Source organism: Paenibacillus pabuli NBRC 13638 (genome assembly GCF_001514495.1).
Classification (GTDB): Bacteria; Bacillota; Bacilli; order Paenibacillales; family Paenibacillaceae; genus Paenibacillus; species Paenibacillus pabuli.
The window spans coordinates 29707-44335 of record NZ_BCNM01000017.1 but is presented as its reverse complement, the minus strand read 5'-3'; the positions used below and the strand labels follow the sequence as shown (position 1 = coordinate 44335).

Annotated in this window: 16 protein-coding genes; all 16 read right to left on the bottom strand. The window is 45.1% G+C overall.

Features of this window, described 5'->3' with window-relative positions; genetic code table 11:
- Positions 1–2: 2 nt before the first annotated feature.
- Genes PPA03S_RS21695 through PPA03S_RS21620 form a run of 16 tightly spaced genes read right to left on the bottom strand, consistent with a single transcriptional unit; the run spans position 3 to position 14616 of the window.
- Positions 3–791 carry a FliA/WhiG family RNA polymerase sigma factor gene (locus tag PPA03S_RS21695; RefSeq protein ID WP_062326073.1) on the bottom strand — a complete coding sequence of 263 codons (789 nt, stop codon included), beginning with the start codon at positions 789–791 and terminating at the stop codon, positions 3–5.
- Between the two features lie 15 nt (positions 792–806).
- Positions 807–1250: a hypothetical protein gene (locus tag PPA03S_RS21690; RefSeq protein ID WP_062326072.1), complete on the bottom strand. Its 444-nt coding sequence runs from the start codon at positions 1248–1250 to the stop codon at positions 807–809.
- 4 nt (positions 1251–1254) lie between these two features.
- Positions 1255–1752 carry a chemotaxis protein CheD gene (locus PPA03S_RS21685; RefSeq protein ID WP_062326071.1) on the bottom strand — a complete coding sequence of 166 codons (498 nt, stop codon included), beginning with the start codon at positions 1750–1752 and terminating at the stop codon, positions 1255–1257.
- Positions 1745–2338, bottom strand: a complete 594-nt coding sequence (locus tag PPA03S_RS21680; protein WP_157284312.1) for a chemotaxis protein CheC — start codon at positions 2336–2338, stop codon at positions 1745–1747. Before PPA03S_RS21680 ends, PPA03S_RS21685 begins: the two co-directional genes overlap by 8 nt.
- A 37-nt stretch (positions 2339–2375) precedes the next feature.
- The gene (locus PPA03S_RS21675) at positions 2376–2837 is read right to left on the bottom strand and encodes a chemotaxis protein CheW (protein WP_062326069.1); all 462 of its coding nucleotides are present in this window, start codon (positions 2835–2837) and stop codon (positions 2376–2378) included.
- Between the two features lie 42 nt (positions 2838–2879).
- Positions 2880–4958 (bottom strand): chemotaxis protein CheA, encoded by a 2079-nt coding sequence (locus PPA03S_RS21670; RefSeq protein WP_062326068.1) that lies wholly within the window; start codon positions 4956–4958, stop codon positions 2880–2882.
- Between the two features lie 33 nt (positions 4959–4991).
- Complete coding sequence (locus PPA03S_RS21665; protein WP_062326067.1) at positions 4992–6431, bottom strand: protein-glutamate methylesterase/protein-glutamine glutaminase; 1440 nt, start codon at positions 6429–6431, stop codon at positions 4992–4994.
- A 33-nt stretch (positions 6432–6464) separates the two neighbouring features.
- Positions 6465–7352 carry a MinD/ParA family protein gene (locus PPA03S_RS21660; RefSeq protein ID WP_062326066.1) on the bottom strand — a complete coding sequence of 296 codons (888 nt, stop codon included), beginning with the start codon at positions 7350–7352 and terminating at the stop codon, positions 6465–6467.
- Entirely contained in the window at positions 7349–8695 is a 1347-nt protein-coding gene (flhF, locus tag PPA03S_RS21655) for a flagellar biosynthesis GTPase FlhF (protein ID WP_062326065.1), read from the bottom strand. Before flhF ends, PPA03S_RS21660 begins: the two co-directional genes overlap by 4 nt.
- A complete protein-coding gene (gene flhA, locus PPA03S_RS21650) occupies positions 8692–10725 on the bottom strand; it encodes a flagellar biosynthesis protein FlhA (RefSeq protein WP_062326064.1) in 2034 nt (677 codons plus the stop codon). Before flhA ends, flhF begins: the two co-directional genes overlap by 4 nt.
- Positions 10726–10750: 25 nt before the next feature.
- A complete protein-coding gene (flhB, locus tag PPA03S_RS21645) occupies positions 10751–11833 on the bottom strand; it encodes a flagellar biosynthesis protein FlhB (protein ID WP_062326063.1) in 1083 nt (360 codons plus the stop codon).
- A gap of 23 nt (positions 11834–11856) precedes the next feature.
- On the bottom strand, positions 11857–12645 hold the full coding sequence (fliR, locus tag PPA03S_RS21640; RefSeq protein WP_062326062.1) for a flagellar biosynthetic protein FliR: 789 nt from the start codon (positions 12643–12645) through the stop codon (positions 11857–11859).
- 10 nt (positions 12646–12655) lie between these two features.
- A complete protein-coding gene (gene fliQ / locus PPA03S_RS21635) occupies positions 12656–12925 on the bottom strand; it encodes a flagellar biosynthesis protein FliQ (protein WP_024630226.1) in 270 nt (89 codons plus the stop codon).
- Positions 12926–12950: 25 nt separating this feature from the next.
- Positions 12951–13706, bottom strand: coding sequence for a flagellar type III secretion system pore protein FliP (fliP, locus tag PPA03S_RS21630; RefSeq protein ID WP_062326061.1), 756 nt, complete (start codon positions 13704–13706; stop codon positions 12951–12953).
- A complete protein-coding gene (locus PPA03S_RS21625; RefSeq protein ID WP_062326060.1) occupies positions 13703–14239 on the bottom strand; it encodes a flagellar biosynthetic protein FliO in 537 nt (178 codons plus the stop codon). Before PPA03S_RS21625 ends, fliP begins: the two co-directional genes overlap by 4 nt.
- 11 nt (positions 14240–14250) lie before the next feature.
- A complete protein-coding gene (locus PPA03S_RS21620; RefSeq protein ID WP_017689175.1) occupies positions 14251–14616 on the bottom strand; it encodes a response regulator in 366 nt (121 codons plus the stop codon).
- Between the last annotated feature and the right edge of the window lie 13 nt (positions 14617–14629).

Sequence of the window (14629 nt, the reverse complement as noted above, 5' to 3'; positions counted from 1 at the left end):
GATTAATCTTTACGCATAAGTAAGTCTTTCTGTTTATCCAGCGTTCCACGTAACCGCAAGATCGCCTTTGAGTGCAATTGAGAAATACGTGACGGAGACAGGGACATAACCTCGGCGATTTCACTAAGAGACAGATCTTCATAATATAAAAGAGAAACCACTGTTCTCTCTTTGACCGTCAATTTATCAAGTCCCTGCACCAACGCTTCCTTCAAATAAAATTCATTCACTTTATAATCCGGATTTTTGGCTTTCTCATCGATCATTAATGAGAGTCGAGTTTCGGACTCTTCTTCCCGGATCGGGTCTTCCAGAGAACACAGTGACATGACAGCAACTTCCTGAAGCATATGTTGAAAATCTTTTGTGGATACATCCAGATACTGACTCATTTCTTCGTCACTAACCGAGCGTAAATAGGTCTGCTCCAACTGCTGATACGCATCTTCAATTCGTTTTGCTTTCTCCCGCACGGAACGAGGCACCCAGTCTCCCTGACGCAAACCATCAAGAATTGCACCACGAACCCGCCAGGATGCATATGTTTCAAATTGCAAACCGCGCTCATAATCAAATTTCTCCAGAGCATCAATCAAGCCCATAACTCCGTTGCTCTCCAGATCATCTTTTGGAACATTTTTGGGCAGACCGACAGCCAAACGTCCGGATACATAATTTACAATATGCAGATACTTTTCAATCAAACTTTTCTTGGCTTCAAGATCTCCATGTTCTTTCCACTTTTCCCACAAATCGGCGTGGTTCAAATGTGAAGCTTTACGCTCGTTCAATTGCTTTCACCCTCCTTATTTGTCTGTCAGGTGACGAACGGCCTGCGCCAACTCCTCCGGATCTTTGGTCCGGACAAGTTTAGGCGGATCCAAAGGGGCGAATCCCGTTGGAGCTTTCGTCTCAGATGGTGGAAGCGTATCCCCAGAGGAGGCGTTCTGTCCATTCTTGAGCAAGTCGTTCAGCTCTTGTCCATCGTCTTCGAGTTTGATGTCCACCTGTGAACCTCTTAGTTCTTGAGCGCCCGGTGAATCATAACCATATCCATTCCCCTCTGATGAAGGGTTCAGCAGCAATCCCAGCCCCCAGCGTAAACCATAAGCAAGGACAAACCAGGCTGCGAATCCGATTAACCCGCGAATTAAACTGGTCGTCAACACATTGCTGCTGTATGCTACAAAAAAAGTCAGAATAAATCCGACTATGCCTGCTCCAAGATTAATGCGGTAGTTTCCTATCATTGTCTTATAGTTCCTTTACACCCATTTGGACACTTCGAATAGTCAAAAGTCCAGTTTCACAGTCCATTTCAATAGTTCTTCCATAATTCCCACCCGTATCTTCGGCAAGAAGAGGAATCCCCAGCTTTTCCAGCCACTCACGACAAGAATCCGCATTCCTTGGTCCGATACGCATCGTGTCCCCTGCCCCCGAGAAGGCAAACATCTGAGAACCTCCAGCCATTTTGGACACAATACGTGAACGAGACGCACCCAGATGTATCATTCTTTGTAACAATTCCGGCAATGCCGTATCTGCATATTTGGCTTTGTTCAAATTCCCTTCCCGGGCAATCTCTGAAGTGGGGAGCATCACATGCGCCATTCCGGCAAGCTTTAAGTGCGGATCATACATTGTTAATCCTACACAAGAGCCTAAGCCAGTCGTACGGATTACACCGGGAAGATGAGCAATGTTTAAATCCGCCATACCGACTTTAACGACGCTTTTGTCCTCAATCATGATTTAGTGGCACCCCTAAAGATTCAAATATCTTTGCAAATGACGGCGGATCTGGAATCAGGAAAAATTGACCTTCTACCTGATCTTCGCCTTCAAAGAAAGAAGTGTCAATCAATAATGCATCGTCGCCCATTTCCCCAAACTGCAGCAAGCCATAACTGAGAATAGCACCTGCCATATCGATGGCAAGTCCAGGAACGGTCGGATACATGGATAACTTCGTGAAATCAGCCAATGAAGAAAGGTACGATCCCGCCAAAATATTCCCGATTTCAGATAAAGCCGATTGTTCCATATCAGTGAAGGTGAGGCCTTCCTTCAAATCAAAACCAGCAAGGCGGTTCAGCAGCATTCTGGCAGCCTCAGGTGTCATCATAAAGAACAGATTACCCGGTGCTTCGCCTTCTACACGAAGAAATACAGTAACAACGATGCGTTCATCTCCACCGACTGTTTCAGCCACTTCTTCAAAAGGGAGCATTTGTACTGTTGGTACACCCATATCAATCGGCCTATTGAGAAGCTGAGACAACGCCGTTGCGGCGTTGCCTGCCCCAATGTTACCGACCTCTTTGAGCACATCCATTTGGAATCCCTCAAATCGGTTGAACAGTTCCACGGTGTTAGCCCTCAATGCTTTCCAGCTGTACAATCTCGCTTTTATTTAATACTTCGTTCAGGTTCAGCATAATCAGCAAGCGTGAATCCTCCAGCTTGGCAACCCCACGCAGGTATCTTGCTTTAACTCCACCAACTACTTCAGGAGGTGTATCAATCGCATTACGCTTGATGTCAATTACATCATTGGCAGAGTCAACGATAAAGCCAACCTGCATATCATCTACACCTACAATGACGATACGTGTTTGATCCGTGTATTCTGATTCTGGCAAAGAGAAGCGACCACGTAAATCAATTACAGGGATAACCACACCACGTAAATTAATAACTCCTTTTACAAAGGAGAGGGTTTTCGGAACACGGGTAATGGGCATCATGCGTTCAATGGTTTGAACCTTGTCTACCTCAATACCATACTCTTCGGAACCTAATTTAAAGACAATGACTTTCAACTCTTCTTCCATGTAAAAAACCTCCCTATTAAATGTAAGTCTTCGCTTGCATGCTTATTTAATAAATGCATTAGGATCAAGAATCAGAGCGACTTGTCCATCTCCTAGAATGGTTGCTCCAGAAATCCCCTCAATGGCAGGAAGATAAGTACCCATTGATTTAAGAACGATCTCACTCTGCCCAATAAATTCTTCAACGGCAACAGCTGCAAGGCGTTCACCTTTGCGAATGACCACAATTTCGGTTTCTTGCTCATCTGCATCATTGAAATCAGGCACTCCGAAAACTTCACTCAAGGACAAGTATGGAATTAGGGATTCACGGAATGTGATCATTTTGTTTCCATGAATGTTGCGCACTTGTTGACGCTGAACGATGGCTGTCTCCACGATGGAGGACAACGGAACAGCGTATTTTTCAGATCCAAGACGAACAAGCATCGCAGCAATAATAGACAGCGTCAATGGAAGCTGAACCGAGAAGTTGGTGCCCTTACCTGGTGTCGAATGAATGGTTACGTTGCCACCAAGGGATGTAATTTTGGATTTTACAACATCCAGACCTACTCCACGGCCAGAGATATCCGAGATTTTGTCTGCAGTACTGAAGCCTGGTGCGAACAACAGTTGGTTCACTTCATCGTCGCTCATCTTGGCACCTTGTTCCTCAGTTACAACCCCACGCTTGACGGCTGTCTTCAAAAGTTTTTCCCGATAAATTCCTTTACCGTCATCTTCGATCTCGATAAATACATGGTTTCCGCTATGGAAAGCACGAAGGTTAACTGTTCCCATCTCTGGTTTGCCTGCCTCCACGCGCTCAGCGATCGATTCCACACCATGGTCAACGGCATTACGCAGTAAATGCACCAGTGGATCACCAATCTCATCAATGACAGTACGATCAAGTTCCGTTTCGGCACCTGTAATCACCAGATCAATCTTTTTATCGAGGGTTTTGGCCAGATCACGAATCATGCGGGGGAAACGGTTGAATACTGTATCCACTGGAACCATCCGCAATTTCAATACAATATTTTGCAAATCCGTACTGACTCTGCTCAGATGAGCTACCGTATCCGATAAATCATTGTTGCCTGTCTCACTCGCTAATTGCTCCAGACGGGAACGATCAATCAACAGCTCGCTGAACAAGTTCATCAATACATCCAAACGTTCAATATCCACACGAATAGTTCGTGAAGGTGCTGCTGCTTGTTTAGCTGCTGCTGGTTTGGAAGCTGCCGGCTTTGCTTCATCTTTTGATGAATCTTTCGTATCCAGTGATACAGCTTCTGGTGCAGGAACAGGGACAGGTGCATCTGCTACTTCAACTGCTGCAGCAGCCTGATTAGTCATCTGCTGTAAAGTTTCTTGATCCAGTTGAATAACTTTGGCACTTTCAATTTCAGAGATGCTCATAATGCCTTTTTCAAGTTCCTGCGCCTCTTTGGTCGTTATGTAATACAACGAAAAACTGCGCTCGAACTTCTCTTGCTCAATATCCTGAACTGTGGGGAACGATTTGACCACTTCTCCTGATCGTTCTAACAGATCAAAGACCATATATGCACGTACACCCTTCAATTGACTCTGCTCACTGACAAGAACCTCAATATAGAGTACACGATGGCCTTCAGCTATGGATTGATCCAATACGGAGTATTGGAACTCGTCCAATTCAACCGCGCTTGGGGTTGATGTGTTTGATGATTGGTTTGCAGCTGCTGCTGGAGCGTTCCCTCCTGTCCATTCACCACTCTCGATGGCTTGGAGCGAAGCAACGATAGAGGAAACATCCGCCTTACCCTCTCCACCTTGAGTAATATCCTGAACCATTGTTTCCAAAGCATCCAAACTCTTGAACAGGGTATCAAATATGAAATCCTGCATTTTCAACTTTTCATTACGTACTAGATCCAGTACATTTTCCATTTTGTGTGTCAGTGAGGCCAGATCCTCAAAGCCCATTGTAGCAGCCATACCTTTCAGCGTATGAGCTGAGCGGAAAATGACCTGAACGATTCCCAGATCCTCCGGATTGCCTTCAAGTTGAAGCATATTTTCGTTAAGGGACTGCAGATGATCATTAGACTCATCAATAAACATAGATAGATACTGATTCATGTCCATTGTGAGGCACCTCCTCCATGAGTTACACTCTGTTTATTTGACAGCTTGAACAAGTTTAGGCGCAATCTCCTGCAGTGGCAGAAGATGACGCACGCATTGCAATTCCACAGCAGAGCGCGGCATACCATACACGACACAAGTTTCTTCATTCTCGGCAAAGGTAGATGTGACACCTGCTTCATACAATTTTTTCATCATACGAGCACCATCACTGCCCATACCTGTCAGCAAAACCAGATGTCTCTGCAAAGATGTATACGGCAACAGTGACTCAAACATCGTATCCACCGAAGGCCTGTGCCCATTTACCGGTTCTTCTTCCGTCAGCTTTACGGTAAACCTACCATCTGCTGTTTTATTGACTTTGATATGAAAACCACCAGGTGCAATGTACGCCGTTCCTTTTCGGAGAACCATGCCTTCCTCAGCCTCTACGACATGCAATTCACTGAACGTATTTAGTCGTTGCGCAAGCGATCGGGTAAAATTGGGCGGCATATGCTGAACTATAATGACTGGCGCCGGTAAATCACCTGGTAGTTGTTCAAGCAAAGTCTTAAGCGCTCTAGGCCCTCCGGTTGAACAACCAATGGCCACAAGCTTGTTAAATGATCCATCCGGTCCTCCTGCTCCCTTATGAGACGGACTTGCTTTGGCATTCTCTTTGGATGGTAATGCAGAAGTTGCAGCTGTCTCATGTTCTGCCAATCTTGGTATATTGGGAAAACTTTTTTCTTTGGGAGGTTGCACAGGTTTACTTGACTTTTCTAGTTTCTCTGCATTAGTATCCGCTGCTCTTTTTGCATTTCGCAAAGGTTCCAGCTTCTTATCCAGACTTCCCGCACTCTGGCTCGTCGGAGGTGGACTCACTTGCTTCGTTCTAGCTGGCAGAGGTTCTGTTTTGCCATTGCCAAGTCGTGTGCTCAGCTGACCCGGCTCCATCGTTTTTTTCCTATTCATTTGTCGGTCTGGTGTTGGTATCTCTGCCTGTATTCCTTTGGACGGATGCATCAAATTACTTTGCGTTTCATCCCGCTTCTTCATGGATGCTTCACGCTCAGCTTTACGCCTGATTTCATCCATAGCCGCCCGCATCCGTTCTACCAGCGCTTTACCTACTTGTGCAATATCCTGATCATGCACAATCGATGGCTTACGAATGAAGTCAAAAGCACCGGCCTCAAGTGCCATGATCGTCTCTTTCATGCCCTGTTCATTGATACCCGAAAGCATAATTACAGGAACGAAAGAATGTTTCATGATCGATTCCAAGGCGTCCAACCCGTTCATTTCAGGCATTTCTACATCCATTGTTATAATATCAGGCTTCAAATCGATTACTTTTTGAATCGCTTCCTTGCCGTTTGATGCTGTTGCCGTAACTTTAAACTCCGAATCCGCTTCAATTAAATCTGACACGATTTTACGCATAAAAGCGGAATCATCGACAACCAATACTTGATACACCGCCATGTTGTTTCCACCCCTGTTTCCTTTATTCAGAAATCATGTTGTTCGTTTTAGCCATTTTTTCATAAATCCTCTGATTCCTGTTAAGGTTTCGGATCCCGTAGGAGAAGGTGCAGCCAGATAGCGAAGTGCGAGTTTCTCTATATCCTTGGACGCTTTGGCATTCGGATAGGCCAGACTGTATGGCACTTGCCTTTTGACTGCCTTTACAACCTGAGCATCTTCAGAAATATATCCAAGCAGCGGGATATCAGTCTGCAAGAACCTTTTTGCCACTCCAGCTATTTTATCCGCCACCCGTTCCGCCTCCTGCTGGTCTTCAACCCGGTTAACGATCATTCGAAAGGGTGTAGCATTTTCCTGGCCATGCATAACTTTGACTAAAGCATAAGCATCGGTTATTGAAGTCGGTTCAGGTGTGGTTATGATCAGGCACTCATCGGCTGCACCGATAAATTTCATGTTTTCTTTGGAAAGTCCGGCTCCTGTATCAAAAATGACATAATCCATCTCCTGAGCAATCTCTTCCACTTGTTCCGCGAAGAATTCCAGATCACGATCTGACAATGAGAACAATTCTTTCATCCCCGAACCGCCGGCGATATAGGGCAACCCACTTGCACCAAGTTGTATGATTTCCTGTATGGATTTCTGTCGGTATAACAAATGATACAGATTATAGGAAGAAGAAGTTCCCATAAGAACATCGATATTAGCCATCCCTATATCCGCATCAAATACAAGTACCTTTTGCCCCAGCGCCTGCAAAGTCAGTGCAAAATTCAGAGTGAAATTGGATTTTCCAACCCCGCCCTTTCCGCTGGCAACGGTTATGATCTTGGAAGAGCGTGAATCACGCTGTATCTCATTCGCTGCGTTAGGCATAGAGACCATATTTCTGAGTGAGGCTGCCTGGTCCTTCATTGTTCACATTCTCCCAGTAACTGTCTGGTCAACGATTCTGCATCAGGCTTAAGAAGATCATCCGGCACATTTTGTCCATTAGCCACATAAGCAAGCTTGAGTGGAAAGCGATGTAATAAGTTAAACATCGGACCACAACTTCCTGTCTCATCCATCTTCGTGAAAATTACCTTATCCAGTCCATACTTGCTGAAATGCTCCGTAATTTGAATCATATCGGCACTCTTGGAGGTCATGCTCAAGACCAAAAAGGTTTCACTGTTTTCCACAGGGGCAAGCAAGCTCTGCAACTCTGAAACAAGCAATTCATTCCTGTAATTTCTTCCCGCAGTATCCATGAAGATCAGATCACATTCCTGAAGCCGGGAAATTGCACGTTGTGTGTCCCCGGGGGATTGTACAACCTCAAGCGGCACATTTAAAATGGATGCGTAGGTTCTGAGTTGTTCTACCGCGGATATACGATACGTATCTGAGGTTATGAATCCTACCTTCCGCTGCTTGCTGAACATTTGTTCAGCAGCCAGCTTGGCAATGGTTGTTGTTTTACCAACCCCCGTTGGACCTGCAACATATACAATACGTGTGGTGGGCATAATGCCTGCCTCTATCCGCTGATCCAAAAAATGTGAAATTTCGCGCTTCATTACTTGATATGCCTCTACTTCGTTTAACCCTTGTTCAGAGAATTGCAACTGGACAGCATCAAACCAGGATTCCCACACTACTGGCCATACGTCCTGTTCTGTCAACCGTTGTCTCAGCCCATGAAACTCTTCGGGTAATTGGTCCGTGGAAGCGCCTTGTTTGGATAGCTTGGTCATCATCGATTTGAGGTCCTGAAGTTCAGCCATCAACTGCTCTTGTTGTGAATTGTTCACTTGCTGCCCCAGAGCAGATGAACCCGAAAAATCCGCCCCTTGCGGTCGCGGTTTATGCTCGAAGCTCGAAGAAGATGTGCCGTTGCTCGTGTCTGAACTAATTCTACTTAATTCAGACACAGCTGAGGCATCCTTAGGTTCCTCTTGCACTTTTGGGTCAGCGATATTCACAGTCGAATCGTCAGAAGCAGCGACAAACGAACGAGCCGTTTGTCGGTAGGCTTCAGGAACAAAAGCGCGAGGGACCGATGTAAATTGGTTTTGAACTTGCTTCGTTGGTTGTTTCTTTTCTTCCTTGTCCACTGCAGCGACAACTTCAATCCTTTTTTTGCGGAACATTCCCAACACGCCGCCCACCTTAATTTCCTTAGTGGACAGAATGACGGCATCACTTCCCAGGTCTTTACGAATTTGAAGCATAGCTTCGGGCATGGTCTCAACAACGTATTGTTTTACTCTCATAAGTTCACCACCCCGACACTTTGGATTTCAACATTCGGCTCCAACTCACTATAGGAAAGTACTGGTATATCCTGCATGGTGCGTTCAATCACCTGACGCAGATACATACGAATGGTTGGAGAAGTTAATACAACAGGCTGTTGGCCCGACTGAATCAGTCGGTTGACCTGTTCGGTCAATTTTTGATATAAACTTTGCGTCGAAGCTGGGTCCAGTGCAAGATAACTTCCTTGATCTGATTGCTGCACACTTTCAGCAATCTTCTTCTCCAGCCCTGGTCCAACAGTAATCACTCTTAGTGTCTCACCTTTTTGGGAGAACTGCTGGGTAATCTGACGAGACAGGGATTGTCTCACATATTCCGTCAGTACATCCGGATCCTTGGTATAGGTTCCGTAGTCAGCCAGTGTCTCGAAGATCGTAACCATATCACGAATGGAAACTTTCTCACGCAACAGCTTGGCCAGCACTTTTTGTATATCACCGATGGACAAAACGGAAGGGATCAGTTCATCCACAAGCGCCGCATAATTCTCTCTGAGATTATCCACAAGTGCTTTGGTTTCTTGTCTGCCAAGTAACTCATGCGCATGCTTCTTAATCAATTCAGTCAGATGTGTTGCTACAACGGAGGGCGGATCTACAACAGTATATCCTGCGAGTTCAGCTCGATCTTTGGTTACCTCATCAATCCATAAGGCAGGAAGTCCAAAAGCTGGCTCTGTCGTTTCGATTCCTGTAACCGACTCCTCTTCGTATCCTGGGCTCATGGCCAAATAATGATTTAACAACAGTTCCCCGCCGCCAACAACATTACCCTTAATTTTGATGACATATTCATTCGGTCTTAATTGGATGTTATCTCGAATTCGGATAACTGGAACAACTAACCCCAGTTCCAGAGCGCACTGTCTGCGTATCATAATGATCCGATCCAATAAGTCACCGCCCTGCTGATTGTCAGCCAGAGGGATTAAACCATAACCAAATTCAAACTCGATAGGGTCAACCTGAAGCAGATTGATTACACTCTCCGGACTTCTCACTTCTTCAATCTGCTGCTCCTCTTCCATCTGTTCCTCTGCCACTTGCTTCTGATTCAGATTGTTTTGCATCCTCCACCCAGAAAAGGCGAGCACACCTGCAAGGGGCAACGTTGTAATGACATGAATTGGAGTGAAAAATCCGAGCATTGCTATTACAAAAGCTACAATATAAAGGAGCGTCGGATATGTAAACAACTGCCCCGTAATATCATCAGCCAAATTCCCTTCCGATGATGCTCTTGTTACAATAAGACCTGCAGCAGTTGAAATAAGAAGAGCAGGAATCTGGCTTACAAGTCCATCCCCGATCGTCAATACGGAATAGGTAGACAACGCATCCGCAAAGGAGAGACCATGAACCGTCATCCCGATGATAAACCCACCAATCAGATTGATCAGGAGGATAATAATACTTGCGATGGCGTCTCCTTTTACAAACTTACTCGCACCATCCATGGCTCCGTAGAAGTCTGCTTCACGTTCAATTTTGGAACGACGTTCACGCGCCTGCTGTTCATTAATTAGACCAGCATTCAAATCGGCGTCGATACTCATCTGTTTACCAGGCATCGCATCAAGGGTAAATCGTGCGGCTACTTCAGCTACACGCTCCGAACCCTTTGTAATTACGATAAATTGAACAACGACCAGAATCAGGAACACGATAAAACCGATTGCAATCTGTCCGCCGGCTATCCAGCTACCAAAGGTGGCTACTACCGATCCAGCGTTTCCTTCTCCAAGAATCAGTTTCGTTGTCGATATATTGAGCGCTAGTCGGAACAACGTCGTGATAAGCAATAAAGCAGGAAAGATGGAAAATTGCAATGCTTCTTTGCTGTTCATTGCAACAAGCAGTATCATCAGTGCAATTGAAATATTGATGACGAGCAGCATGTCCAACAACCAGGTTGGGATCGGGAGAATCATCATCAACACGATGCCGATGATACCCGCAAGGACAGCAATATCTTTTGTTTTCAATGAATGTACGGCCTCCGATCCCTTGTTATTTCGTTCTGCCCTTTAATTTATATACATAAGCCAGCACTTCAGCTACCGCTTGAAACAAATCAGCCGGTATGGCGTCGCCAATCTCGGCTCTCTGGAACAATGCCCGTGCCAGCGGCTTGTTTTCCATCGTAATGACACCATGCTCTTTGGCAATTTCCTTAATACGCAAGGCGACATAATCCTGCCCTTTGGCAACAATCTGCGGAGCTTCCATCTCAGACCCTTCATACTTAAGCGCAACGGCAAAGTGTGTCGGGTTCGTAATGATTACATCCGCATTCGGTACTTCCTGCATCATCCGCTGCATAGCCATGCGACGCTGGCGTTCCCGAATTTTGCCCTTAATTAGCGGGTCGCCTTCCATTTTCTTGTATTCGTCCTTGATATCTTGCTTCGACATACGGATGTTTTTCTCGTAATCGTACTTCTGATACATATAATCAAGTACAGCAAGCACCAACAGAGCTACCGCGATCTTGATGCCCAAATTCAATGTCAGCGAAGCAGCAAAGTGCAGAATGGCATCGAGCGAAAAATGAGACAGAGCTGCAATATCAGACTGGGCTCCTCGGATAGTGCTGTAAACGAGGTATCCGATGATCGACATTTTCATAATGGATTTAGCAAACTCCACCAATGAACGAAGAGAAAAAATGTTTTTGAATCCTTTGATCGGATCCAACTTTTCCAGTTTTGGCTTCAAACCCTCTCCCACAAGCAGAAAGCCAACCTGCATGTAATTGACGATTAATGCAACAAGTGCCGCACCGAGCAAAACAGGAGCCAGCAACAGCATCACTTCGATGCCATAACGCATCATTAATGCCACAACATTCTCGCCGGTGACCTCCATACTCAGCCGATTAATGAAGATATCTGTAAACAGTCGAACCATTCGTTCTTTATAAAAGTTACTGAACATCATCATAATCACAAATGTGAATAGGAGAATGGATGCACCGGACAGTTCCATACTTTTGACAACTTGTCCTTTTTTTCGCGTATCCTGTCTCTTTTTCGGGGTAGCCTTCTCTGTCTTTTCCCCTGCGAACATCTGGAGGTCGAGTTGATATTTCATGTGAATCTTGTCCTCCGTTTCACTCAGCCCGGCCTTTGTCCAATGGTCCCAAGCAATTTTTCCATGGATCTGAACATCACTTCGAACAATTGACTAAACACAAAGGCGAAACTGGGAACCAGCAAAAGCAATATAGCAAGCCCAACAAGTACCTTCAGCGGCATTCCAACAGCAAATACATTAAATTGAGGAGCTGTCTTCGCCAAAAATCCCAATCCCACATCCGTCAAAAATAAAGCCACTACAATCGGCGCAGACATCTGAAAAGCCAACATAAATGATTGCCCCAATGTACGCACCAAAAATTCAGCAATACTCCCATCCGCCAATCTCAGATAAAATGCATTCGACAACGGAATCCAGCGATAACTGTATACAATGGCATCGAGCAGATAATGATGTCCGTTCATTGTCAGGAAGAGCAGCACAGCAAAGGCATATTTGAAGTTACCTGTAAGCGGTGCAGAGGCACCAGTCATCGGATCATATACATTGGCCATACCAAACCCAATCTGAAGATCAATAAATGTTCCAGCTGTCTGAACAGCGGTCATAATCAGATAGGCAACAAAGCCGAGCAGCAAACCAATTAATATTTCCCGGATAACGAGCAGGACATAGCTCAGATCTGTAGGTACGACCTGGTTTATGCCATATACCATATATACAGTCAATGTTACAAATGCTGATAAACCGACTTTAAGAGAATTCGGCACATTCCGAGCCGAGAAGACAGGTGCAGTTACAAAAAATGATGCAATTCGACAAAACATAAGCAGAGCGACAGGAAAACTTTGCAATAATGTCTCCATCTGCAAAAGCCTACCCTATGTATCTGTATAAATTATCGAGAATGTTATACGTGAAATCGACCAGTATATTCAATATCCATGGCCCAAACAACAGTACTGCCAGAAGTACGGCAATGATTTTAGGTACAAAGGCCAGTGTTTGCTCCTGAATTTGAGTTGTTGCCTGAAACACACTGATTATGAGTCCTACAACCAGAGCTAGAATAAGCATGGGTGCGCTGGCCAACAGTGAAGTATACACTGCTTTCCCGGCCAGACCGATAATAAACTCCGAAGTCATGACCGTCCTCCTTTAATATTCCGGCTCAAGTGTTAAAACTCAGCAACAGTGACTTCACTACCAGATACCAGCCATCAACAAGCACAAATAGTAGTATTTTGAAAGGTAATGAGATCATGACTGGCGGAAGCATCATCATCCCCATAGCCATGAGTGTACTCGCGACCACAATGTCTATAACCAGAAATGGAATAAAAATCATGAATCCCATCTGAAATGCTGTCTTCAACTCACTGATTGCATATGCCGGTACCATAACCGTAATTGGAATATCCTGATACGATTTGGGCTGTTCAGTCTGATTGTACTTCATAAACAACATTAGATCTTTTTCTCTGGTGTGAGAGAACATAAACTTCTTCATGGGATCTGCTGCTTTTTCCAACGCTTCGGTTTGTGTGATGTCTCCTTTAAGGTAGGGCTGAAGCGCTACTTGATTAATGGAGGACAATGTTGGCGACATAATAAAAAGTGTCAGAAAAAGTGCCAATCCGACCAGTACCTGATTGGGTGGCATTTGCTGCGTACCCAAGGATGTCCGCACAAAGCCGAGAACGATAACAATCCGGGTAAAACTGGTCATCAATACCAGCAAAGCTGGCGCTATACTAAGTACTGTGATCAATAGGATGATGGACAGTGAACTCGTACTTGGCGTGCTCCCATCACCGCTTCCAATTTGAATATCAATATTCGGAATCGGTTCGGCAAAGGCAACAGTAACGGATGCCAGACTGATGAGTCCTATGAAAAAACACGCTAACCAAATCTTTTTCTTCATGAATCCCTCGACCGATCTGTAGTATTGTCTTCTTCCAAGACCTTCTCCATCTTCTCTTTACGGTTAGGCATCTGCCGAAGCTTGGATTCAAACAGTTCATGAAAAGAGGTTGTATCCTCAAGTTCCATTTCCCGAGGCGGTTCATCTTTGCGCAAGCGGGCTGCCAGCTTTGCAATAAGAGGCGAAAGGCTCCCCTGTTGCGCTGACGCGTCCCGTTCAAATGAATCAATGATTCGCTGTGCCTCTTCAAGATCCGAAACCTTATCCACCAGCTGTATGTCATCACCCACACCGAGTAGATAAACGCTACCGCCAATTTCTATAATTTGCAGCGACTTGTTTGGTCCCAGTCCGACCCCACCCAGAATACGAATTGTGCCGTTCCGGAACCATCGCTGATTCCGTTTGTTTAGAAAACGAATCAGATAGACTATAAGAACCAGAATGACGGCCAGGACAACAATCACCCATACAAGCTGAAAATAATAATTGACTCCCGTGCCTACTCCTTCTGGAATCTTATCCTGAGCCATCATCATGTCTCTTAAACGCCCAGCGTTTTGCTGATTGCTTCGATAACCCGGTCAGATTGGAACGGCTTCACGATGAAATCTTTAGCGCCAGCCTGGATTGCATCAATAACCATCGCTTGTTGGCCCATCGCAGAGCACATAATTACTTTAGCGTTAGCATCAATTTTTTTAATTTCTTTCAGTGCTGCAATACCATCCATCTCAGGCATGGTAATATCCATTGTGATCAGATCAGGACGAAGCTCCTTAAACTTCTCAATTGCTTGTGATCCATCCTGTGCTTCGCCAACGACCTCGTATCCGTTTTTGGACAAAATGTCCCGGATCATCATTCTCATAAATGCAGCGTCGTCCACGACTAAAATTCGGTTTGCCATCTTGATTCAAGTC